This window comes from Microbacterium sp. GXF7504, from assembly GCF_054798235.1.
Genome location: NZ_JBSJZI010000001.1, coordinates 1 through 22,235 on the forward strand (window position 1 = coordinate 1; position 22,235 = coordinate 22,235).

Here is a 22,235-nt window from a genome sequence, read left to right on the forward strand (position 1 = left end):
GAATGCGTGTGCACCACACCACCGACCTCCGGCATGTTCCGGTACACGTAGGCGTGCGCCGCCGTGTCACTCGACGGGGAACGATCACTGCCGGGCGTGCCGGGGACCACGTTGCCGTCCAGGTCGCACAGGATCATGTTCTCCGGCGCCAGCTCGTCGTAGGACACCCCCGACGGCTTGATCACGAACAGATCCGCCCCCGGCACCCGGCCCGACACGTTCCCACCCGTCCACACGACCAGCCCGTACCGCACCAGCTCCGCATGCAGCCGCGCCACCTCCTCACGCACCCGCGCGATGGCGACCTCGGTCTTCACACCGTCGACGTAGGCGTCGCGCTGGGTGGCGTTCTGGGACCGGTTCAAGATGAGACCTCGTTGTCGTGCAGCTCGTGTGATGGTCGATGTGACCGTTCACATTGCGACACTATAGCCAGGCGCCGGGCGCCGGTGTCAACTCGGATTGATCTCGGATCGGTAACGGCACTCAGCGCAGCGCGGGCGCGGTGGACCCCCGCACGATCAGCTCGGGCGCGATCGTGCCCGGCACCGGGTCCGCCCCGTCCTCCGGTCCGAGCAGCAGCGCGACGCAGCGGCGCCCGAGCTCCGTGAAGTCCTGCCGGACGGTCGTCAGCGGCGGCCAGTAGTGCGCGGCCTCGGGCACGTCGTCGAAGCCGACGACGCTGATGTCGCGCGGGACGTCGAGCCCCTCGTCGCGGATCGCGTGCATGAGCCCGAGCGCCATCTGGTCGTTCGAGGAGAACACCGCGGTGAAGTCCCGCACGCGCAGCAGCTCGCGGCCGGCGTAGTAGCCGAACTCCGCCGTCCAGTCGCCGAGGATGGGGGCGGTGGTGGGGATGTCGTGCGCCCCCATCTCCTCCAGGAACCCGCGCATCCGCGCCTCGGCCTCGATCCAGTCCTGCGGACCCGCCAGGTGATAGATCCCCCGGTGACCGTGGGAAATAAGGTGACGGGTGGCGAGCCGCGCGCCGGCCACCTGGTCGACCGAGAGGGTGTGCTGCTCGTCGAGCACGGTCGACTGCAGCGTCACGTACGGGACATCGAGCTGCTGCGAGGCGAGGGCGCGGAACACCCGCACCTGCGGCGCGATCACGACGAGCCCCTCGACCGACTGCGCCATGAGGTGCGCGATCCCGGCGGCGATCGACTCGGGCTCCCGCGGCTCGATGTTCGCCGTGCTCACCCAGTACCCGCGGGCGCGGGCCGCCGCCTCGATCGCCGCGATGCTCGAGGCCGGCCCGTACTGGGTGCTCGACGACGACAGGATGCCGATGGTCTGCGACCGGCTCGTGACGAGGGCGCGCGCGGCCCGGTTCGGGCGGTACGACAGGTCGTTCATGACCTGCAGCACCCGGTCCTTCGTCTCCGGCCGGATGCTGGGGTGGTTGTTGATCACGCGCGACACGGTCTGGTGCGAGACCCCCGCGAGCCGCGCGACATCGCGGATGCTAGGTCGCCTGCCCGTCGCGTCGTCGCTCATGCCACCGACCCCTTCGTGATGCGCACGGTCACACGTGTTCTTCGGAAATTATGCACTGCGCGGGATCGGAACGGGATGTGACGTCACATTCCGGGTCGCGCGCGGGCCACCGCCGTGTGACACGTCACATCGCGGCCCCGGGGTCCCCGCGGCCAGCATCCCGGACCGCCCGCGCTCGCACGCGCTGCGACACGCAGGGCGGATGCCGGCGGTACGCTCTGCGCATGGCGGATTTCGCCCGTTTCCTCCCCCTGTCCCAGCGACGCGCCGACGACGAGTCCGAGGTCACCGCCGACCGGCGCGCCCAGGTGGCCGCGCTGCTCGACGAGGCCGCGCGGATCCTCGGCGACGCCGATCCGGGTCGCGCCGCCGAGTTCCTCGATGCCACCGGCCTCCGACAGGGCGGAGACCTGACCGCGGCCGCGGCGGCGGTCCGGGCCGGGCGGCGCCGCAGCATCCGCGACCTCGTCCGGACCACCCGCGCGCTCCTCGTCCTCGCCGACGGGCTCGGAACCACCGCGCAGCTCCCGCCCGCGGTCTCCGGCGCCGTCGCGCTCTATCAGGCGACGAGCGGCCCGTTCGACCGCCGCACGGTCGTCCGCGGCCACACCGTCCGGGCGAGCGACCAGGACTGGGCGTTCGGGCGCGGCCCCGTCCTGGAGGGCAGCGCCGACGCCGTGCTCCGGTTCCTGCTGGCGCTGTCGGACGATCCGCCGCGACCGGCTGTCGCCGCGTCGGACCCCGAGACTACGGTGGAGGGATGAGCGACTCCTCGCCCGGCCTGCGCTGGGGCATCCTCGCCACGGGCGGCATCGCCCAGGCGTTCACCTCCGACCTCCGCGTCGCCGGGCTCGACGTGCGCGCCGTGGGTTCCCGCCGCGCGGGCGCCGCCCGCGCGTTCGCCGACGAGTTCGGCATCCCGAACGTCCACGCCTCCTATGAGTCGCTCGTCGCCGACGCCGAGGTCGACATCGTCTACGTGGCGACACCGCATCCGATGCACGCCGAGAACGCGCTGGCCGCGATCGCGCACGGCAAGCACGTGCTCGTCGAGAAGCCGTTCACCCTGACCGGCGACGAGGCGGCGAAGGTGCGCGACGCGGCGCGCGAGGCCGGAGTGCTCGCCATGGAGGCCATGTGGACGCGCTACCTGCCGCACATGGTCCGCATCCGCGAGCTCGTCGGGTCGGGCGCGCTCGGCGAGGTGCGCACGGTGTTCGCCGACCACACGCAGCGCCTCCCCAGCGACCCGGCACACCGGTTGAACGCCCTCGAGCTCGGCGGCGGGGCGCTGCTCGACCTCGGGATCTACCCGATCTCCTTCGCGTGCGACCTGCTCGGCCTGCCGGTCGAGGTGACCGCCCGCGGCCGTCTCTCGGAGACCGGCGCCGACACCGAGGCGGCGACGATCATGCTGCACGACGGCGGTGCACTGTCCACCTCGATCTCCTCGTCGCGGGCGGCCGGTCCCACGACCGCGCACATCGTCGGCACCGAGGGGCGCATCGACGTCGACCGCACCTGGTACACGCCGACCTCGTTCCGGCTGACGGCGCCGGACGGCACCGTGCTCGAGGAGTACGTGTCGCGCGTCGAGGGTCGCGGCATGCAGTACCAGGCCCTCGCGGCGGAGTCCTACGTCGCCGCAGGCCTCACCGACTCCCCCGTGCTCCCGATCGACGACTCGGTCGCGATCATGCGCACGCTCGACGACGTCCGGGCGCAGCTCGGCGTCCGCTACCCGCAGGAGGCCTGATGGCGGGCACCGCCGATCCGCGCGTCGCCGTCTACCTGGACTTCGACAACATCGTCATGAGCTGGTACGACCGGGTGCACGGCCGCAACAGCTACTCCCGCGACCGGCAGAAGATCGCCGAGCAGCCGGTCGACCCCGAGATCGCGCAGAAACTCACGGCCGCGACCGTCGACGTCGGCGCGATCATCGACTACGCCGCGTCGTTCGGCACGCTCGTGCTCACCCGCGCCTACGCGGACTGGTCGTCGCCGGTGAACGCCGAGTACCGCACCCAGCTGGTCGCGCGCGCCGTCGACCTCGTGCAGCTGTTCCCCGCCGCCGCGTACGCCAAGAACGGGGCGGACATCCGGCTCGCGGTCGACGCGGTCGAGGACATGTTCCGCCTGCCCGATCTCACCCACGTCGTCATCGTCGCGGGCGACTCGGACTACGTCCCGCTCGCACAGCGCTGCAAGCGGCTCGGACGCTTCGTGGTCGGGGTCGGCGTGGCCGGCTCCACCGCGAAGTCGCTGGCCGCCGCGTGCGACCGGTTCGACACCTACGACTCCCTCCCCGGCGTCGCCTCGCCGGAGAAGGCCAAGAAGGAGAGCACCGGCACCCGGCCCCGCGCCCGCAAGCGGTCGGTCGACCCGGCGGCCGACCTGCTCGAGCGGGCGCTGCGGCTCGAGAACGACAAGGACCCGTCGCAGTGGCAGCACGCCTCGGCGGTGAAGAGCCTCATCACCCGGCTCGACTCGTCGTTCAGCGAGAAGGCGCTCGGCCACCGCAGCTTCACCGACTTCGTCGCTGCGCACCCCGACATCGCCGAGATGGACGAGACCGACAACATCGTCCGCGTGCGGCTCGTCGCCGACAAGCGCTGACGCCCGTCCGCGCAGGGACTGGTGCGCAGCATCCGCGTGTCCGACCATGGGGTGCATGCGACGTCTCGTCTACGGCATGAACGTCTCGCTCGACGGGTACGTCAGCGCCGCCGGTGGCGGGCTCGACTGGAGCGCGCCGAGCGACGAGCTCTTCCGGTGGTGGCTGCAGGAGGAGCAGGCGGTGACGCTGTTCGTCTACGGCCGCGGGCTGTGGGAGACCATGAGCTCGTACTGGCCCACCGGCGATCTGCAGCCGGGGGCGACGCCCGACGAGATCGCGTTCGCCGAGAACTGGCGCGAGACGCCCAAGGTCGTGTGCTCGTCGACCCTCGGCGCGGTCGGCTGGAACGCCCGCCTGCACACCGGTGACGCCGTGGCCGAGATCGCGCGGCTGAAGGCCGGTGAGGGCGGACGGATGCGGGTGGGCGGCGCGACGATCGCCGCCGCCGCGATCCGGGCCGGGCTCGTGGACGAGTACGAGATCGTCACGCACCCGGCGTTCACGGGCGGCGGCGGCATCCCGTTCCTCCCGCCGGAGCTCGATCCGGCCCGCCTGCGGCTCATCGAGACGCGGACGTTCCCCGGCGACGCGGTGCTCTCCCGCTACGAGACGGTGCGCTGAGGGGTCAGCGGCGGGTCGACCAGAACGCCCATGCCATGAGCACGGGCTGGAAGAACAGGCGCACCAGGCGCTTCACGTCGGTGTCGAGCCCGAACCCGTCCCGTCGGTGCGTGTACTGCGACCAGTTGCCGGGGAACACGGCGGCGAAGAAGAGCGCCAGCACGGTGCCGACCCGGGGTCGGAGCGACGCGGGCGCGGCGGCGAGCGCCGTCCCCAGCGCGATCTCGGCGACGCCGGAGGCGAGCACCACCTGGTCCTTGTCGAGCGGCGTGCGCTCGACGGTCCAGTCCGGCACCTGCGCCTGGAACTCCTTGCGCGCCCAGAACAGGTGGCTGACACCGGCGAACACCATGTTGGCGGCCAGCAGCCACCGTGCGAACGTCCTCATCGGCCCATTCCACCCGGGCGGGCGGGCGGATGCGGACGGCTTGACGCCGCGGCGATCAGCTGATCATGCCGCGCGAAGCATCGCCCCCGCCGCCTCGACGAACGTGCGGTAGGCGTCGGCGGTGTCCTCGGCGACGATCGCCCGCAGCACCACCTCGTCCACCGCGTCGCGGTAGGCGTCGAGCCCCGACTCGACCCCGGGACCGGTGAGCACCGTGTCCGTCACGTCCGCTCCGATGCGGGCGAGGTTCGCGCCGTACTGCGGCAGGGCGGCGTAGCGCTCGGCCTCCCGCCGCAGCCGCTCCGATCCGGCGTCGTCCAGCGCGGTCCGCACGTACAGTGCGGCGTGCGCGCCGTCCGCGACCTCGTGCGCCTCCTGCGCCTGGGCCGCGGCGTCCGCGGGCGGCAGCCAGCTGAGCAGCACGCCGTCGGCGTGCGCCGCGCCGAGCCGCCGCATCCGCGGTCCGAGCGCGCCGACGAGCACGCGGCATCCGGTCTCCGCCCGGAGCACGCGGACGCCGTCGCCGACGAGGCGGAGGGCGCCCACGCGGGTCTGCCCCGATCCGACGCCGAGCGTGGTGCGGCCCGCCGGGAGCGCAGCCGCCGCGGCGGCGATCTCGGCTGCCGGGCGCCGGTCGAGCGGCAGGACGCCGGTGGCCAGCCCCAGCGTCGTGGTCGCGTCGGCGGCCGCGGCGAGCGCCGTCAACGCATCGCCGGTCGGGGTGTCGTTCACCCACAGCGCGTGGAATCCGGCGGCCTCGGCCGCGACGGCGATCTCGGCGATGAGCCCGGGGCCGAGTGCGCCGGCGACGCCGAGGGAAACGGGGGCGGATGCTGCGGTCACACCCCGAGCCTGCCCGTTCCGCGACGCCGACGCCACCCGGGGTCCGTGTCGGCGTGCGAAGACAGGCCTCACCTGGGTATTCGGGCATCGGGTACAGTGGCGCCTGTGGCACGTCGCACCCCACCGCCGGGATCGCAGACCTCGCTCCGCGAGGCCAATCGCGCGCGCGTGGTCGACGCCCTGAAGCGGCACGGCCGACTCACCCAGGTCGAACTCGCCGGCAGCACCGGCCTCTCCCCCGCCACGGTGTCGAACATCGTGAAGGAGCTCACCGCCTCCGGGCTCCTGCACACCTCGGTGACCTCCCGCAGCGGCCGCCGCGCGACCCTCGTGTCGCTGGCCCGCCGGCTCGGCCTCGTCGCCGGTGCGCACTTCAGTTCGCGCCAGCTCCACATCGCGATCGCCGACACCGCGCGCGCGGTCGTCGCGGAGACCTCGCTCCCCCTCGCCCTGGACCACCGCCACGACGCCGAGCTCGACCGGCTCGCGCTCCTCCTCGGCGACATGATGGAGTCGCTCGGCGGCACGCTCGACGGCCTCCTCGCCGTCGGGCTCGCGCTGCCCGCACCCATCGACCCGCGCACCGGGATGATCTCCACCCCCGGCCTCCTCCCCGGCTGGGAGGGGGTGGACGTGGCCGCGCGGCTGTCGGAGCGCATCGGGCGGCCGGTGTTCCTCGACAGCGAGGCGAACCTCGGCGGCCTCGCGGAGGCGCGGGAGGGCAACGGCCGCGGCGCATCGGCGTCGGTCTACATCCGCGCCGGGCACACGATCAGCGCCGGACTCGTCGTCGGCGGCGACCTGTTCCGCGGCGTGAACGGCAAGGCCGGGCAGATCGGGCACGTCACGATCGACGAGAACGGCCCCCTCTGCCGGTGCAGCAACCGCGGCTGCCTGGAGACCTACGCCGGCGGCCCCGCCCTGCTCTCGCTGTTCCCGCATGCGGAGGGCATGCGACGGCTCAGCGACCTCCTCCACGCCGCAGAGCGCGGCGACGGCAGTGCCCGCCGGGTGATCGCCGACGCCGGCCGCCACATCGGCATCGCCGCCGCGAGCCTGTGCAACCTCGTCGACCCGGAGCTCATCGTCATCGGCGGTGAACTGGCCCAGGCCGGCGAGATCCTGTTCTCCCCCATGCGGCACTCGCTCGAGCGATCCGCGCTGCCCGCGGCCGGCGGCCTGCCCGAGATCGTGGGTGCGGCGTTCGGCGAGTGGGCCGAGTCCCGCGGCGCCATCGCCATGGCGCTCGACCACGTCACCGTCGACGGACAGGCGCTCGCCGTCCCCGCCTAGGAGCCCCATGCCCCACCGCGTCCGTCGTCCCCGACCGCTCCGGCGGATGCGGATGCGGGCGGTCGCGCTCGGCGCCGCGGCCGCGCTCGCGCTCCCCGCGTGCGCACCGCAGACGGCGGCGCCGTCCGAGACCGTGGCGCTGCTGCTGCCCGACGTGCTGACGGCCCGGTACGAGACGTTCGACCGGCCGATCTTCGAGGAGCGCATCGCGGAGCTCGGCGACATCCGGGTGCTCTACGCCAACGCCGACCAGGACGCGGCCAAGCAGCAGCAGCAGGCCGAGTCCGCGCTGGCCTCGGGGGCCGGGGTGCTCGTGCTCGATCCGGTGGACGCCGATGCCGCGGTGGCGATCGTGGCCTCCGCGAACGCGAAGGGCGTGCCGGTGATCTCCTACGACCGGCTCGTCGCGGGCGGTGACCTCGCCTACCACGTGTCGTTCGACAACGAGAAGGTCGGCGAGCTGCAGGCGGCTGCGATGGTCGAGGGGCTGCGGGACGCCCGCCCCGGCCAGGGGGTCCTCATGGTGAACGGGTCACCGACCGACGGCAACGCGGAACAGTTCCGCACGGGCGCCCGCCGCATCCTGGCCGACGCCGGCATCGAGGTGCTCGCCGAGTACCGCACCCCCGACTGGAGTCCGGACAAGGCGCAGGACTGGGTCGCGGGACAGATCGCGCTGCACCGCGACCGCATCGCCGGCGTCTACGCGGCGAACGACGCGACCGCCGGCGGCGCGGTCGCGGCGCTCCGAGCGGCCGGGGTGACGCCGTTCCCGATCGTGACCGGGCAGGATGCGGAGCTCGCGGCCCTGCAGCGCCTGGTCACCGGCGACCAGTACATGACCGTGTACAAGGCGATCCGGCCGCAGGCCGAGCTCGCCGCCGACGTGGCGGTCGCGCTGCTGCGCGGTGAGGAGGTCACCGCCCCCACCGAGGTCGACGGCGTGCCGACCACGCTCCTCGACCCGGTCGCGGTCACGGTCGACGACATCATGTCCACCGTCGTCGCCGACGGCTTCTGGAGCGTCGCCGACATCTGCACGCCGCAGTACGAACAGGCGTGCGCCGCGGCGGGGATCGGGTAGGGTCGCCATCCTGGCCGGGAGAGTGTGACGAGGATGTCGACGACAGAGGCGGTGGGCGGGCGCCCCCACGAGCGGGTGCTGACGATGCGCGGCATCGGGAAGCGCTTCGGCGCCGTGAAGGCGCTCACCGACGTCGAGTTCTGGGTCGACGCGGGCGAGGTCGTCGCCCTCATCGGCGACAACGGCGCCGGCAAGTCGACGCTCGTGAAGGTGCTCGCCGGGGTGCACCAGCCGGATGCGGGCACGATCGAGTTCGACGGCGGCCCGGTGCACATCGGCAGCCCCGCCGACGCGCAGGAGCTCGGGATCGCGACCGTGTTCCAGGACCTCGCGCTGTGCGACAACCTCGACGTGGTCGGCAACCTCTGGCTCGGGCGGGAACTGCGCGCCGGCCGGGTGCTCGACGAGGTCGCCATGGAGCAGCGCACCTGGGCGCTCCTGCGCGAGCTGGCCGCGAAGATCCCGTCCGTCCGCACACCGGTCGCGTCGCTCTCCGGCGGGCAGCGGCAGACCGTCGCCATCGCCCGATCCCTCATCGGCGACCCGCGCGTCGTCATCCTCGACGAACCCACCGCGGCGCTCGGCGTCGCCCAGACGGCGGAGGTGCTCAACCTCATCGAGCGGCTGCGCGAGCGCGGACACGGCGTCGTGCTCATCAGTCACAACATGGCCGACGTGCTCGCCGTCGCCGATCGGGCGGTCGTGCTGCGGCTCGGGCGCAACAACGGCGTCTACGACATCGCCGACGTCACGAGCGAGACCCTCATCGCCGCCATCACCGGCGCCGTCGGCACGGGGCGCCAGGCCCCCGCGCCGCAGCCGCCGCATCCGGAACCGGCGCCCGAGACGCCGCCGCACGAAGCGCCGATCATCCCGCTGCAGCCGCGCCGACCCGGACGGCGCCGGTGAGGCCGGCATGAGCGTGTCCGAGCAGGCCGACACCGGTGCCGCGCCGGTGACACCCGGACGTGCCGGTCCGCGCGAGCTGCTGGCCCTGGGCCTGGCGAGGGTGCGCAGCGGCGACCTCGGGCCGGTCCCGGTGGTGCTGGGGCTGGCGGTGGTGTGGATCGTGTTCCAGCTCCTGAACCCGGTGTTCCTCTCGAGCGAGAACCTCGTGAACCTCACGATGCAGTGCGCGGGGACCGGCACGATCGCGCTCGGCGTCGTGCTCGTGCTGCTCCTGGGCGAGATCGACCTGTCGGTCGGATCGGTGTCGGGCCTGGCCGCGGCCGTGCTCGCCGTCGGGTTCGTGCGGCTGCAGTGGCCACCGGTGCTCGCGATCGCCGCGGCCGTCGGCGTCGGCGTCGCGGCGGGGCTCCTGTACGGGGTGCTGCGCACGCGGTTCGGGCTGCCGAGCTTCGTGGTCACGCTCGCGGGACTCCTCGGGTTCCTCGGGCTGCAGCTCTGGGTGCTCGGCGACGACGGCACCATCGCGATCCCCTTCGACTCCTGGATCGTGCAGTTCGCGCAGCAGCTGTTCCTGCCGTGGTGGGCGTCGTACCTCGTCGTCGTGCTCGCCGTCGGCGCCGCCACCGTGGTCGCGGTGCGTCGGGCGAGGCGGCGGGCGGCCGCCGACCTCGACAGCGAGTCGTACCTGCGCATCGGGCTGCGCTCCGCCGCGCTCCTGCTGGCGCTCCTCGCCGGCGCCTGGTACCTGAACCTGCAGCGCGGTGTCGGCGTCATGTTCCTGCTGTTCGTGATGCTCGTGGTCGGGATGCACCTCCTCCTCACGCGCACCCGCTGGGGCCGGGCGGTGTACGCCGTCGGCGGTTCCGTGGAAGCGGCAAGGCGCGCCGGCATCCGGGTCGACCGCATCTACCTGTCGGTGTTCGCGCTGTGTTCGGGTCTCGCAGCCCTGGGCGGCGTGCTCGCCGCGGCGCGCCTGGCCTCGGCCGGCCAGGCGTCCGGCGGCGGCGACACGAACCTCGTCGCGATCGCCGCCGCCGTCATCGGGGGTGCGAGCCTGTTCGGCGGGCGGGGCACCGCCTTCTCCGCGCTGCTCGGCATCCTGGTGATCCAGTCGATCTCCTCCGGTCTCACCCTGCTGAACCTCGACTCCTCGGTGCGGTTCATGATCACCGGGGTGGTGCTCGTGCTCGCGGTCATCGTGGACTCCGTCTCGCGCCGTGCACGGGCCGCCGCAGGCCGCGCCTGAGTTCACGTTCGGAACCGGGAACCCGCCGCAACCAAAGCGTTACGTTCAACTCTTGACGCCAAGCATGGATGCGGTCAGGATCGCTGCAAGGCGCGACGGCTGCAGCGACGCTCCTGACATCACGTGTTTCAGCGACGAAAGGCGAACGATGAAGAAGACATCACTCCTCGCTGTGGCGGCCCTCTCCGGCGCCGCGGCGATGATCCTGTCCGGGTGCGCCGGGGGCGGCGGCGGGGGCGACGAATCCGGTGGCGGGGGCGGCGAGGCCGCGGACCGCGCGTGCGTCATCCTCCCCGACGCGGCCTCCTCCCCCCGCTGGGAGAACTTCGACCGCAAGTACCTGCAGGAGGGACTCGAGGCCGCCGGTTTCGAGGTCGACATCCAGAACGCGCAGGGCGACAAGGACAAGTACGCCACGATCGCCGACCAGCAGCTCACCCAGGGCTGCGGCGTCATGCTGCTCGTGGACTATCAGGGCGCCGCGGAGACGGTCGCCACCAAGGCGAAGAGCGAGGGCATCCCGGTCATCGCCTACGACCGGCCGTTCGCCGGCGCCGACTACTACGTCTCGTTCGACAACACCGAGGTCGGCCGGCTCCAGGGCCAGACCGTCCTCGACGGCCTCGAGGCCGCCGGCAAGGACCCGGCGAGCGCCGTGGTCGTCTACATGGGCGGCGACCCGACCGACGGCAACGCGAAGATGTTCCACGACGGGGCCGTCGAGGTCATGGAGGCGGCCGGGATCGTCGCGGCCGCCGAGCCTCCCGGGATCTGGGACCAGGCGAAGTCGCAGACGAACTTCGAGCAGGCGCTCACCTCGCTCGGGGGCACCGTGGACGGCGTGTGGGCCGCGAACGACACGAACGCCGCCGGCGTCATCAAGGTGCTGCAGGACAACAACCTCACCGGCGTCGCCGTGTCCGGCCAGGACGCGAACGTCGCGGGGCTGCAGAACATCCTGCTCGGCTGGCAGACCGCGACGGTGTACAAGCCCGTGAAGGACGAGGCCGACGCCGCCGTCGAGGTCGCGATCGCGCTGCTGCAGGGCGAGAGCGTCGAGACGGATGCCGAGCTCGACGACGGCACGCCGTACATCCAGGTCACGCCGATCCTGGTCGGCCCGGACGAGGTGAAGACCGTCATCGAAGCGGGCGACGCCGCCTACGACGACGTCTGCACCCCGGACGTGATGGCCGCCTGCGAGCAGTTCGGAGTGACGAAGTAGCCCGGCCGGAGGGCGCCGCGTCAGCCGGCGCGGCGCCCTCCGCGCGTCACCACCTCCGCCCACGCCGCAAGGAAGCGAGCATGTCAGAGACCATCACCGCATCCGAGCCGATCATCGAACTGGTCGGCGTGAAGAAGTCGTTCGGCCCGGTCAGCGTCCTCAAGGGCGTCGACCTCAAGGTGTACCCCGGCAGGGTGACGGCCCTCGTCGGCGACAACGGCGCCGGCAAGTCGACGCTCATCAAGGGGCTCGCCGGCGTCCAGCCCTACGACGAGGGCGAGGTACGCATCGACGGGGTGCACCACGATCTGCACACCCCGCGCGAGGCGGCGGCGCTCGGCATCGAGGTCGTCTATCAGGACCTCGCACTGTGCGACAACCTCGACATCGTCCAGAACATGTTCCTCGGCCGGGAGGAGCTCTCGGTCGGCACCTTCGACGAGGGGCGGATGGAGAAGGAGGCGTCCGAGACGCTCCGGTCCCTGTCCGTGCGCACCGTGAAGTCGGTGCGGCAGAAGGTCTCGTCCCTGTCCGGCGGGCAGCGGCAGACGGTCGCGATCGCCCGTGCCGTGCTGAAGAAGGCGCGGGTGGTCATCCTCGACGAGCCGACCGCCGCCCTCGGCGTCGCGCAGACCGAACAGGTGCTGAACCTCGTCGAGCGACTCGCGGCGCAGGGCGTCGCCGTCATCCTCATCAGTCACAACCTCGTCGACGTGTTCCAGGTCGCCGACGACATCGCCGTGCTCTATCTCGGTCAGCTGGTCGCCCAGATCCCCACGGCCGAGACCACCCGCGACGACGTCGTCGGCTACATCACCGGCACGAGGACCCTCGGCGGTGTCGAGATCATCAACACGTCCACCATCCGCACCGAGGAGGGAACGGCATGACCACCGACGCACCCCGCACCGAGGCCGCGCCCGACCCGGTCACGAGCGACCTCATCGGCAGCGGCGTCGAGGGCGGGCTCACGGAACAGATCCGGGCCTGGTGGCAGCGGGTGCGCAGCGGCGACATGGGGGCGCTCCCCGCCGTCGGCGGGCTCGTCGTCCTGGGCGGGCTGTTCGCATCCCTCAGCCCCTTCTTCCTCACCGAACGCAACTTCGCGAACCTGCTGAACCAGGCCGCGTTCCTCGTCATCCTCGGGATGGCGCTCGTCTTCGTGCTGCTGCTCGGCGAGATCGACCTGTCCGCGGGTGTCACCGGCGGCGTCGGCATGGCGCTGTTCGTCGTGCTGCACGCGCAGTTCGACGTACCGTGGCCGCTGGCGCTGCTGGCGGGCTTCGGCTTCGGCGCCCTCACCGGGGCGTTCATCGGCTTCTTCGTGGCGAGGATCGGCATCCCGTCGTTCGTGGTCACCCTCGGGCTCTTCCTCGGGTTCCAGGGGCTCGCGCTCGTGATCATCGGGCCGGGCGGGCTCTTCCGGATCGAGGTGCCGGAGCTCATCGCGCTGCAGAACGGCAACCTGCCGGTGTGGGCGGGCTGGACGATGCTCGCGGTCATGCTGCTCGTCTCGGCGGGCACGTCGTTCTGGGACCGCAGCCGCCGCGCGCGGGCGGGGGTGCCGAACCGCACCATCTCCCTCGTGTTCATCAAGCTCGCGGCGATCGCGGTCGTCGGCGGGATCGTGGTGTTCATCCTCAACCAGGACCGCGGCCAGTCGGTGGTCGCCGTGCAGGGCGTGCCCGTCGTCGTCCCGGTCGTGCTCCTCATCCTGTGGATCGGCACGTTCGTGCTGGACCGCACGAAGTTCGGCCGCTACATCTACGCGATCGGCGGCAACGCCGAGGCCGCGCGCCGCTCCGGGATCAAGGTGCGCTGGGTGAAGTGGTGGGCGTTCGTGATCGCCTCGAGCCTCGCCGTGTTCTCGGCCCTGCTGAGCGTGGCGCGCGTCGGCACGGTCGACGCGACGGTCGGCCGCGACATCGTGCTGAGCGGCGTCGCCGCGGCGGTGGTCGGCGGGGTGAGCCTGTTCGGCGGTCGCGGGCGGCTCATGCACGCGGCCATCGGCGCGCTCGTCATCGCGGTCATCACGAACGGGCTCGGCCTGCTGCGGCTCCCCGCCGGCATCAACCTCCTCGTCACCGGCGGCGTGCTCATCCTCGCAGCGACGGTCGACGCGCTCTCCCGCCTCCGGTCGAACGGCGCCAGGACCTAGCCGGCGGGTGTCCCGGACTCGGCGACGGGATGCGGGGCGTCACGGGATGCGGGGCGTCACCGGATTCGGGAGGTCACCGGGTTCGGAGATGTCACCGGATTCGGGCGGATCCCCCGCATCCGCTCCGATGCCCGTGACATCCCCGAATCCCGTCACCGCCCGAACGCCGTGACGGCCCGAAACCGGTCGGATGCGGCGGGCCGGGGCGGCGCTCAGGCGTGGCGGAGTGCGCGCAGGGCGTCGATCGTGTCGGCGTCCTGCGGTGCCTTGTCGGGCCGATAGCCCTTCACCCGTGCGAACCGCAGCGCGACCCCGCCCGGGTACCGCGACGAGCGCTGCACCCCGTCGATCGCGATCTCCACCACCGTGACCGGGCGCACGTGCACGGCGTACGCCGAGCGGCCCGTCTCGATCGTCGGGAAGTACCCGGTCTGCCAGCGCAGCGTCTCGTCGGTGAGCCCCTTGAAGGTCTTCCCCACCATGACGAACCCGCCCGGCTCGCCGTACGCGCCCTCGGGGTCACGGGCACCGAGATGGAGGTTCGACAGCATCCCGGTGCGCCTGCCCGAGCCCCACTCCACGGCGAGCACGACGAGGTCGAACGTGAGCACCGGCTTCACCTTCAGCCAGCTCTTGCCGCGCCTGCCCGCGGCGTAGGGCGCGTCGAGCGCCTTCACCATGACGCCCTCGTGTCCCGCGGCGAGCGCGTCCCGGGCGAACGCCTCCGCCGCAGCCGGGTCGCCGGTGACGAGGCCCGGGATGAGGGCGGGGCCGACCGCCGCCGCAAGCGCCTCGCGCCGCACCGCGAGCGGTTCGTCGAGCAGGTCGCGACCGTCGAGGTGGAGGATGTCGAAGAACCACGGCCGCAGCAGCTCGGCCGTGGGCGCGCCGGCACCGAAGCGCGCCATCGTGTCCTGGAACGGCCGCGGCCCGCCGTCCTCGTCGAGCGCGAGCGTCTCGCCGTCGAGGATGACCCGCCTGGCCGGCAGTTCGCGGACGGCGGCGACGATCTCGGGCACGCGCGCGGTGATGTCGGCGAGGGTGCGGGTGTGGATCCGCACGTCGTCGCCGTCGCGGTGCACCTGGATGCGGGCGCCGTCGAGCTTGTACTCCACGGATGCGGTGGTGCCGAGGGTCGCGAGCGCCTCGGCGACCGAGCCCGCGGTCGACGCGAGCATGGGCAGCACGGGCCGCCCGACCTCGAGCCCGACGGCGGCGAGCTCGTCGGGGGTGCCGGTGAGGGCGAGCACCGCGGTCGCGCCGAGGTCGCCGCCGAGCATGGCCGCGCGGCGGACGAGCGCGGCGGGCGATCCGGATGCTGCGGCGAGCGCGTCGAGGAGCACGCCCTCGAGCGCGCCGGTGCGCAGCTCACCGCGAAGCACTCGGGCGAGGAAGTCCCACTCCGCGTCGGTCGCGCGTGCGGCGAGCGCCGTGAGCTCGTCGCGGCGGACGGCGGCCGACCCCGCGCCGGCTGCGACGGAGAGCCGCGTGAACGCCGCGTCGACGGCGGCGACCGTCAGCGTCGGCTCGGATGCGTGCGGCACCTCCAGGGCGAGGAGGCTCCGCCAACCGACGCCGACCCGCCCCTGCCGCGGCTTCGCGAGCAGGAACCCGGCCGCCGGCGCGATCTCCTCCGGGGGGAGCCGTCGCAGCACGGCGGCGAGCGCCGCGATCTTCTGCAGCCGCGACCTGGTGGCGGCGACCGTGTCGGCGGCCTCGACGATCTCGCGCAGCAGCATGTCCCGCATCCTGCCACCGCCCGCCGACCCCGCACCCGGGCTTGCGCCGCCCCAGCCGCGGTGCGTTCAGAACTCAGGACATTTCGCCACGGTCTCCCCGCGACCCGCGAGATCCGGCATCCGTCGCCGGAATGTCCTGAGTTCTGCGCACATGAGGCCGGGTCAGGATGCGGCGGAGGCCGCCACCCGGGTGGGGTGACGGCCTCCAGGTGCCAGCCGCGAAGGGTCGCGGCGCGGGGCCGCGCAGGTCAGGCGGCGTCGGCCACCACGACGGCTGCGCGCACCGCGAGCTCGCCGCCCTCGACGTCGACGACGACGCGGCCGCCGTCGGCGAGGTCGCCGCGCACGAGCAGCTCGGCGACGCGGTCGTCGACCCGGCGCTGGATGAGCCGGCGGAGCGGACGGGCGCCGTACTCCGGCTCGTACCCGGTCTCGGCGAGCCACGCCACGGCGGCGTCCGAGACCTCGAGCGCGATCTCGCGGCGGGCGAGCCGCGCGCGGGTCGCCCGCAGCAGCAGGCCGACGATGTCGCGCAGCTGCGCCTTCTCGAGCTTGCGGAACAGCACGATCTCGTCGATCCGGTTCAGGAACTCCGGCCGCATGGCCTCGCGGAGGCGCCCCATGACGCGGTCGCGCAGGTCCTTCTCCGAACCGAACCCGGTCTCGCCGCCGCCGTCGGCCACGAAGCCGATCGCGCCGGAGCGGGATGCCAGGAACTCGCCGCCGATGTTGCTCGTCATGATGACCACCGTGTTGCGGAAGTCGACCGTGCGGCCCTGCCCGTCGGTGAGCCGGCCGTCGTCGAGCACCTGCAGCAGCAGGTTGAACACGTCGGGGTGCGCCTTCTCGATCTCGTCGAACAGGAGCACGGCGTACGGGTTCCGCCGCACCCGCTCGGTGAGCTGCCCGGCCTCGTCGTAGCCGACGTAGCCGGGAGGGGCGCCGACGAGCCGCGACACGGTGTGCCGTTCGCCGAACTCGCTCATGTCGAAGCGGATGACCGCGCCCTCGTCGTCGAACAGCGACTGCGCGAGCGCCTTGGCCAGCTCCGTCTTGCCCACGCCGGTGGGTCCGAGGAAGAGGAACGACCCGACCGGGCGACCCTCGTCGCCGAGGCCGGTGCGGTTCCGCCGGACGGCGGTGGCGACGGCGGTGACGGCGTCGTGCTGCCCGACCACGCGGGCGTGCAGCTCGTCCTCCAGGTGCGCGAGGCGCTCCCGCTCGGTCGCGGTGAGCCGGGTGACCGGGATGCCGGTGGCACGGCTGACGACCGCGGCGATCTCGGCCTCGTCGACGACGGCGGACGTGCGGCCGGTGGCCTGCGTCGTCGCGTCGGCGATGCGCGCCTGCACCTCCTGGATGCGGTCGCGCAGCCGGGATGCGTCCTCGTACCGCTCCGCGGCGACGGCCGCGTTCTTGTCGGCCTCGAGGGTCGCGAGCTCGGCCATGAGGGCCTGTACGTCGACCGCGACGCCGAGCCGCAGCCGCAGCCGGGCCCCCGCCTGGTCGATGAGGTCGATGGCCTTGTCCGGCAGCACCCGGTCGGTGAGGTAGCGGTCGCCGAGCTCGACGGCGGCGCGGAGCGCGGCATCCGTGAAGCTCACGCCGTGGTGGTCCTCGTAGGCACCGCGGAGGCCCTGCAGGATGCGGACGGCGTCCTCGACGGAGGGCTCGCCGACCTTGACCGGCTGGAAGCGGCGTTCGAGCGCCGGGTCCTTCTCGATCGTGCGGTACTCGGCGAGCGTGGTCGCGCCGACGAGGTGGAGCTCGCCACGGGCGAGCCGGGGCTTCAGGATGTTGCCGGCGTCCATGGCGCCGTCACCGCCCGCACCGGCACCGACCACGGTGTGCACCTCGTCGATGAAGACGATGAGCTCGTCGGTGTGCTCGGCGATCTCGCCCATGGTCTGGGTGAGCCGCTCCTCGAAGTCGCCGCGGTACCGGGCGCCGGCGACCATGGCGGGCAGGTCGAGCGAGACCACGCGCTTGCCGCGCAGCTGCTCGGGCACCGCGTCCGCGACGATCGCCTGTGCAAGGCCCTCGACGATGGCGGTCTTGCCGACACCGGCCTCGCCGATGAGTACGGGGTTGTTCTTCGTGCGCCGGCTGAGGATCTCGATGACCTGCTCGATCTCGTCGTCGCGCCCGATGACCGGGTCGAGCCGGCCGTCGCGGGCGCGGGCGGTGAGGTCGGTGCCGAACCGCTCGAGCATGGGGGTGTCGGAGGACGACTCGCCCGCCGCCTCGGCGGTCGCACCCTCCTCGGTGCCGACGGTCTCGCGGATGCCCTGGGTCAGCGCCTCGGCGGTGACGCCGGCGTCGGCGAGCACCTGCCCGGCCGGGGTGTCCTGGGCGAGCACGAGCGCGAAGAAGAGGTGCTCCGGGCCGACGTAGGTCGATCCCGACGAGCGTGCGACCTGGAAGCCGTGGAACAGCGCCCGCTGTGCGGAGGGCATGATGACCGCCCCGTCGACGTCGGCGGTGCCGGATGCGGCGGGCAGCCGCTCCTCGACGGCGCGCACGATCCGCGCGGGGTCCGCGCCGATGCGCGTGACGGCCTCCCGGACGGGCGAGGCGCCCACGAGCTCGTGGAGGATGTGGAGCGCGTCGAGCTCGCGCTGACCCCGCTCGATCGCGTAACGGCCGGCGGCCTGCAGGATCTCCTGCGTACGCGCGGCGAGGAACCGGCTGAGGTCGATCGACCGCGCAGCGCGGGCGCGCTCACCTTCGAGATAGCGCGCCAGGAACTCGTCGAACGCGCCACGACCGTCGAACCCCGAGTCGGGGGTCATGTCTTCGGGCATGAAGTCTCCTGTATCTGAGTCGATGTGCCTCAAGGTTACAAAGTTGAGGCGATACGTATCAAGGTAAACGTCACCCGCGGCCGGGTATTCCCACCGGATACGCTCGACGCAGCCGACCCGGGAGAATCACGCATGTCGCCCACGCCCCTCGTCCCCGACGCCCCACCCCCGCTCGACGACGAGTCGGCCGCGCGGATCGCCGCCGCGGTCTTCGGCGTCACCGCATCCGCCCGGTCGCTCGGCAGCCACCAGGACCGGAACGTGCTGCTGACCCCGGCCGACGGCGGCCCGCGGATGCTGCTGAAGATCGCGAATCAGGCGGTGCGCGAGGCCGAGCTCGAGGCGCAGTCCGACGCGGCGTCGCTCATCCACGCGCGGGGCGGCATCCGGGTGCCGCTCGCGCGCCGCGCGGCGGACGGCACGAGCGTCCGGCCCGTCGGGATCGGCGGCGTCACCGCCCGCGCGCGGCTGCTCGACTTCCTCGAGGGCGACACGCTCTCCGGAGACCGGTACCTGCGGCCCGCGGTCGTCCGGGCGCTCGGCCGGCTCGCGGCCCAGACCGACCTCGCCCTCGTGGAGTTCTCGCACCCGGGCGTGGAGCGCGCCCAGCAGTGGGACCTCCGCCACGCGACGGCCGCGCTCGACGAGCTGCTGCCGTCGGTGACGGACGGGACGCTCCGCAGCCGCATCGCCGACGCGGCGACCCTCGCCCGCGCGCACCTCGACGAGGTGGCGGCGGACCTGCCGATGCAGCCCATCCACGGCGACCTCACCGACGACAACGTGGTCACGGGCCCCGACGGACTGCCGGACGGCCTCATCGACCTCGGCGACCTCACCCGCACCTGGACGGTGGGCGAGATCGTCATCACCTGCTCGTCCCTCCTCCACCACGACGGCGCGACCCTGCCCAGTGTCATGGCGGCGGTGCAGGCCTACGCCGACCTGCGTCCGCTCAGCGACGCCGAGGTCGCCGCGTTCTGGCCGCTGCTCGTCCTCCGCGGCGCGACGCTCGTCGCGAGCGCGCACCAGGTGATCGCGGCCGACCCCGGCAACGCCTACGCGGCGGGCAACCTCGCCGGCGAACTGCGCATCCTCGAGCAGGCGCTGTCGGTGCCGATCGAGGTGGGCACGGCGCTCGTCGCCGCCGCGGTGGGCCGGCCGCGGCACCCGCTGCACCTCCCGCCGGCCGGGCGGCTCCTCGCGGATGCGACCGGCCGCGGCATCCGGGTGCTCGACCTGTCCGCATCCTCGCCCGCGCTCGACGAGGGCCACTGGCTCGATCCGGATGCGGAGGACGCGCTCGTCGCCGAGGCGCTGGCAGACGGCGCCGACCTCGTGCTGACGCGGTTCGGCGAGAGCCGGCTCACCCGCTCCCCCGCCCCGTCGCCGGAGGAGCCGGCCAACACCGCGCTCGACGTCACGATGCACGTCGCGGCCCCGGTGGCACTGCAGGCACCGTGGGACGGCGCCCTCACGTTCGACGACGACGGCGCCCTGCTCGTCGGCGGACCGGTGCCGCTGCACGTGGCGGGCCTCGCCGACCAGGCGCACGGTCCGGTGCGCGCAGGCGACCGCATCGGCACCGTGAGCCGTGCGGCCCGCGTGCGGGCGGGAGCCGTCGACGCCCCGGCGTTCGTCGAGCGGTCGATGTTCGACGCCTGGCGCACGGTCGTCGCCGACCCCACCGCGCTCGTCGCCGATGTGCCGCCCGCACCCGGCCCGGTCGACGCCGCAGACCTCCTCCGCCGCCGCGACGCCGTGTTCGCCACGGTGCAGGAGCACTACTACGACGACCCGCCGGTCATCGTGCGCGGCTGGCGCGAGTACCTCGTCGACCAGCACGGCCGCGTCTACCTCGACACCCTCAACAACGTCACCGCGGTCGGCCACGCCCATCCCGGCGTGGTCGCGGCGAGCACCGCGCAGTGGCGGATGCTGAACACGAACTCCCGCTTCCACTACCCCGCCGTCGTGGAGTACGCCGAGCGGCTGGCGGCGCTCCTCCCCGACCCCCTCGACACCGTGTTCCTCGTCAACAGCGGCTCCGAGGCGGTCGACCTGGCGCTCCGGCTCGCGCAGGCGGCCACCGGTCGGCGCGACGTCGTGGCCGTCCGCGAGGCCTACCACGGGTGGACGTACCTCTCGGATGCGGTGTCCACCTCGATCGCCGACAATCCTGCGGCGCTGGAGACCCGGCCCGCCTGGGTGCACACGGTCGACGTGCCGAACGCCTTCCGCGGGGCGCACCGCGGCGCCGACGCCCACCGGTACGCGACCGAGGCGGCCGACGCGATCGTCCGCCTCGCCGCGGACGGCACGCCGCCGGCCGCCTTCATCACCGAGGCCGTCATGGGCAACGCCGGCGGCATCGCGCTCCCGGACGGCTACCTGCGGGAGGTGTACGACGCGGTCCGCACGGTCGGCGGCCTCGCGGTCGCCGACGAGGTGCAGGTCGGCTTCGGGCGCCTGGGCGAGGTTTTCTGGGGCTTCGAGCAGCAGGGCGTCGTCCCCGACATCGTCGCGACGGCGAAGGCAATGGGCAACGGGCACCCGATCGGTGCCGTCGTCACGACCCGCCGGATCGCGGACGCGTACCGCGCGGGCGGGTACTTCTTCTCCTCCGCCGGCGGCAGTCCCGTCTCCTGCGCGGTGGGCCTGGCCGTGCTCGACGCGATCCGCGACGAACGGCTGCAGGAGAACGCGGCCGCGGTGGGCGCGTACCTCGTCGCGCGGTTCGCGGAACTCGCCGCCGAGCATCCGCTGATCGGCACGGTGCACGGATCGGGCTTCTACCTCGGACCCGAGCTCGTGACCGACCGCGACGCGTGGACGCCCGCGACCGCCGAGACCGCGGCGATCTGCACCCGCCTGCGCGAGCGCGGCATCCTCGCGCAGCCGACCGGCGACCACCAGAACATCCTCAAGGTGAAGCCGCCGATGTGCTTCAGCCGGGCGAGCGCCGACGCGTTCATCGCGCAGCTGCGGCACGTGCTGGAGACGGGATGGTGACGCCCGCGGCCCCGCGTCGCCCGTGGACGCGGGAGTTCGCGGCCGGCGCGGCGTTGCTCGGACGGGGTTTCGGCTGGTGGCGGCGGCGCCCGGGTCTCATGCTCCTCGGTCTCGTGCCGGCGGCGATCGTGAGCGTCGCCCTCGGCGCGGCGCTCCTCGCGCTCGCGCTGCAACTGCCCGCGCTCGCCGAGACGCTCACCCCGTTCGCCGCCGGCTGGCCGGACGTGTGGAGCGTGCTCCTGCGCGTCGCGGTCGGCGCCGCGGTGTTCGGCGCGGCCCTCGCGATCACGGCGGTCACGTTCACCGCACTGACCCTCATCGTGGGCGAGCCGTTCTACGACCGCATCTGGCGGGCGGTGGAGAGCGAGGGCGCAGGTGCCGTGCCCGATGCCGGTCCCGGCTTCTGGCGGTCCGTCGGCGACGGGGTCGACCTCATCGTCCGCGGCGCGGGGGTCGGCGTGCTCGCGTTCCTCATCGGCCTCGTCCCGGTCGTCGGCGGCGTCGCCGCGACCGTGGTGGGCGTCATCCTCACCGGGCGCCTCCTCGCGGACGAACTCGCCTCGCGCGCCCTGGCCGCCCGCGGGCTCGGCCGACGGGCCCGTCGCGCGCTCCTGCGGGCCCGCGGCGGCCGCACCCTCGGGTTCGGCGTGGCCACCCAGCTGTGCTTCCTCGTCCCGCTCGGCGCCGTGATCACGATGCCCGCCGCGGTGGTCGGGGCGACCCTGCTCGCGCGGGATGCGGCGGCCTCCGGCGCGGCGAGCACGTGAGTGTCGCGACCAGCCCTCCGGTACCG

At 73.2% G+C, this 22,235-nt stretch carries 19 protein-coding genes; 13 read left to right on the forward strand and 6 right to left on the reverse strand.

The genetic code is table 11. The features are described from left to right. A partial coding sequence (locus ACWAUO_RS00005) for a class II aldolase/adducin family protein (RefSeq protein WP_460773264.1) occupies window positions 1-317 on the reverse strand: 317 nt, incomplete at its 3' end. A gap of 169 nt (window positions 318-486) precedes the next feature. Beyond that, the gene (locus ACWAUO_RS00010; RefSeq protein ID WP_460772021.1) at window positions 487-1,500 is read right to left on the reverse strand and encodes a LacI family DNA-binding transcriptional regulator; all 1,014 of its coding nucleotides are present in this window, start codon (window positions 1,498-1,500) and stop codon (window positions 487-489) included. A gap of 224 nt (window positions 1,501-1,724) precedes the next feature. Here ACWAUO_RS00010 and ACWAUO_RS00015 point away from each other — a divergent pair, with 224 nt between their 5' ends. The 4 genes from ACWAUO_RS00015 to ACWAUO_RS00030 are packed head-to-tail and all read left to right on the forward strand — an operon-like array spanning window position 1,725 to window position 4,741. Beyond that, window positions 1,725-2,264, forward strand: a complete 540-nt coding sequence (locus ACWAUO_RS00015; protein WP_460772023.1) for a hypothetical protein — start codon at window positions 1,725-1,727, stop codon at window positions 2,262-2,264. After that, window positions 2,261-3,256 (forward strand): Gfo/Idh/MocA family protein, encoded by a 996-nt coding sequence (locus tag ACWAUO_RS00020; protein WP_460772025.1) that lies wholly within the window; start codon window positions 2,261-2,263, stop codon window positions 3,254-3,256. The genes ACWAUO_RS00015 and ACWAUO_RS00020 overlap by 4 nt, the downstream gene beginning before the upstream one ends. Then, on the forward strand, window positions 3,256-4,119 hold the full coding sequence (locus ACWAUO_RS00025; RefSeq protein ID WP_460772026.1) for an NYN domain-containing protein: 864 nt from the start codon (window positions 3,256-3,258) through the stop codon (window positions 4,117-4,119). The genes ACWAUO_RS00020 and ACWAUO_RS00025 overlap by 1 nt, the downstream gene beginning before the upstream one ends. A gap of 55 nt (window positions 4,120-4,174) precedes the next feature. Beyond that, window positions 4,175-4,741 (forward strand): dihydrofolate reductase family protein, encoded by a 567-nt coding sequence (locus tag ACWAUO_RS00030; RefSeq protein ID WP_460772027.1) that lies wholly within the window; start codon window positions 4,175-4,177, stop codon window positions 4,739-4,741. Window positions 4,742-4,745: 4 nt separating this feature from the next. Here ACWAUO_RS00030 and ACWAUO_RS00035 read toward each other — a convergent pair whose 3' ends face one another. Beyond that, window positions 4,746-5,129 carry a DoxX family protein gene (locus tag ACWAUO_RS00035; RefSeq protein ID WP_460772029.1) on the reverse strand — a complete coding sequence of 128 codons (384 nt, stop codon included), beginning with the start codon at window positions 5,127-5,129 and terminating at the stop codon, window positions 4,746-4,748. Window positions 5,130-5,192: 63 nt separating this feature from the next. Beyond that, the gene (locus tag ACWAUO_RS00040; RefSeq protein ID WP_460772031.1) at window positions 5,193-5,972 is read right to left on the reverse strand and encodes an LLM class flavin-dependent oxidoreductase; all 780 of its coding nucleotides are present in this window, start codon (window positions 5,970-5,972) and stop codon (window positions 5,193-5,195) included. 105 nt (window positions 5,973-6,077) lie between these two features. Between ACWAUO_RS00040 and ACWAUO_RS00045 the strand changes: the two genes are divergently transcribed. The 7 genes from ACWAUO_RS00045 (at window position 6,078) to ACWAUO_RS00075 (ending at window position 13,887) form a co-directional block, all read left to right on the forward strand. Then, window positions 6,078-7,265: an ROK family transcriptional regulator gene (locus tag ACWAUO_RS00045; protein WP_460772033.1), complete on the forward strand. Its 1,188-nt coding sequence runs from the start codon at window positions 6,078-6,080 to the stop codon at window positions 7,263-7,265. A 7-nt stretch (window positions 7,266-7,272) separates the two neighbouring features. Next, on the forward strand, window positions 7,273-8,349 hold the full coding sequence (locus ACWAUO_RS00050) for a sugar ABC transporter substrate-binding protein (RefSeq protein WP_460772034.1): 1,077 nt from the start codon (window positions 7,273-7,275) through the stop codon (window positions 8,347-8,349). Window positions 8,350-8,382: 33 nt separating this feature from the next. After that, window positions 8,383-9,258, forward strand: coding sequence for an ATP-binding cassette domain-containing protein (locus tag ACWAUO_RS00055; protein WP_460772036.1), 876 nt, complete (start codon window positions 8,383-8,385; stop codon window positions 9,256-9,258). Window positions 9,259-9,265: 7 nt separating this feature from the next. Continuing rightward, window positions 9,266-10,504, forward strand: coding sequence for a sugar ABC transporter permease (locus ACWAUO_RS00060; protein ID WP_460772038.1), 1,239 nt, complete (start codon window positions 9,266-9,268; stop codon window positions 10,502-10,504). A gap of 148 nt (window positions 10,505-10,652) precedes the next feature. Next, window positions 10,653-11,729 (forward strand): sugar ABC transporter substrate-binding protein, encoded by a 1,077-nt coding sequence (locus tag ACWAUO_RS00065; RefSeq protein ID WP_460772039.1) that lies wholly within the window; start codon window positions 10,653-10,655, stop codon window positions 11,727-11,729. An 80-nt stretch (window positions 11,730-11,809) separates the two neighbouring features. Further along, window positions 11,810-12,619, forward strand: coding sequence for an ATP-binding cassette domain-containing protein (locus tag ACWAUO_RS00070; RefSeq protein ID WP_460772041.1), 810 nt, complete (start codon window positions 11,810-11,812; stop codon window positions 12,617-12,619). Then, window positions 12,616-13,887, forward strand: coding sequence for a sugar ABC transporter permease (locus ACWAUO_RS00075; protein ID WP_460772043.1), 1,272 nt, complete (start codon window positions 12,616-12,618; stop codon window positions 13,885-13,887). Before ACWAUO_RS00070 ends, ACWAUO_RS00075 begins: the two co-directional genes overlap by 4 nt. A gap of 212 nt (window positions 13,888-14,099) precedes the next feature. Here ACWAUO_RS00075 and ACWAUO_RS00080 read toward each other — a convergent pair whose 3' ends face one another. Both ACWAUO_RS00080 and ACWAUO_RS00085 read right to left on the reverse strand, forming a co-directional pair. Beyond that, window positions 14,100-15,626: an ATP-dependent DNA ligase gene (locus tag ACWAUO_RS00080; protein ID WP_460772044.1), complete on the reverse strand. Its 1,527-nt coding sequence runs from the start codon at window positions 15,624-15,626 to the stop codon at window positions 14,100-14,102. Window positions 15,627-15,874: 248 nt separating this feature from the next. Next, on the reverse strand, window positions 15,875-18,430 hold the full coding sequence (locus tag ACWAUO_RS00085; RefSeq protein ID WP_460772046.1) for an ATP-dependent Clp protease ATP-binding subunit: 2,556 nt from the start codon (window positions 18,428-18,430) through the stop codon (window positions 15,875-15,877). 132 nt (window positions 18,431-18,562) lie between these two features. On the opposite strand from ACWAUO_RS00085, the gene ACWAUO_RS00090 reads away from it, so the two are divergent. Then, window positions 18,563-21,442, forward strand: a complete 2,880-nt coding sequence (locus ACWAUO_RS00090) for an aminotransferase (RefSeq protein WP_460772047.1) — start codon at window positions 18,563-18,565, stop codon at window positions 21,440-21,442. Beyond that, window positions 21,436-22,209: an EI24 domain-containing protein gene (locus tag ACWAUO_RS00095; RefSeq protein ID WP_460772049.1), complete on the forward strand. Its 774-nt coding sequence runs from the start codon at window positions 21,436-21,438 to the stop codon at window positions 22,207-22,209. The genes ACWAUO_RS00090 and ACWAUO_RS00095 overlap by 7 nt, the downstream gene beginning before the upstream one ends. The last annotated feature ends 26 nt before the right edge of the window (window positions 22,210-22,235 follow it).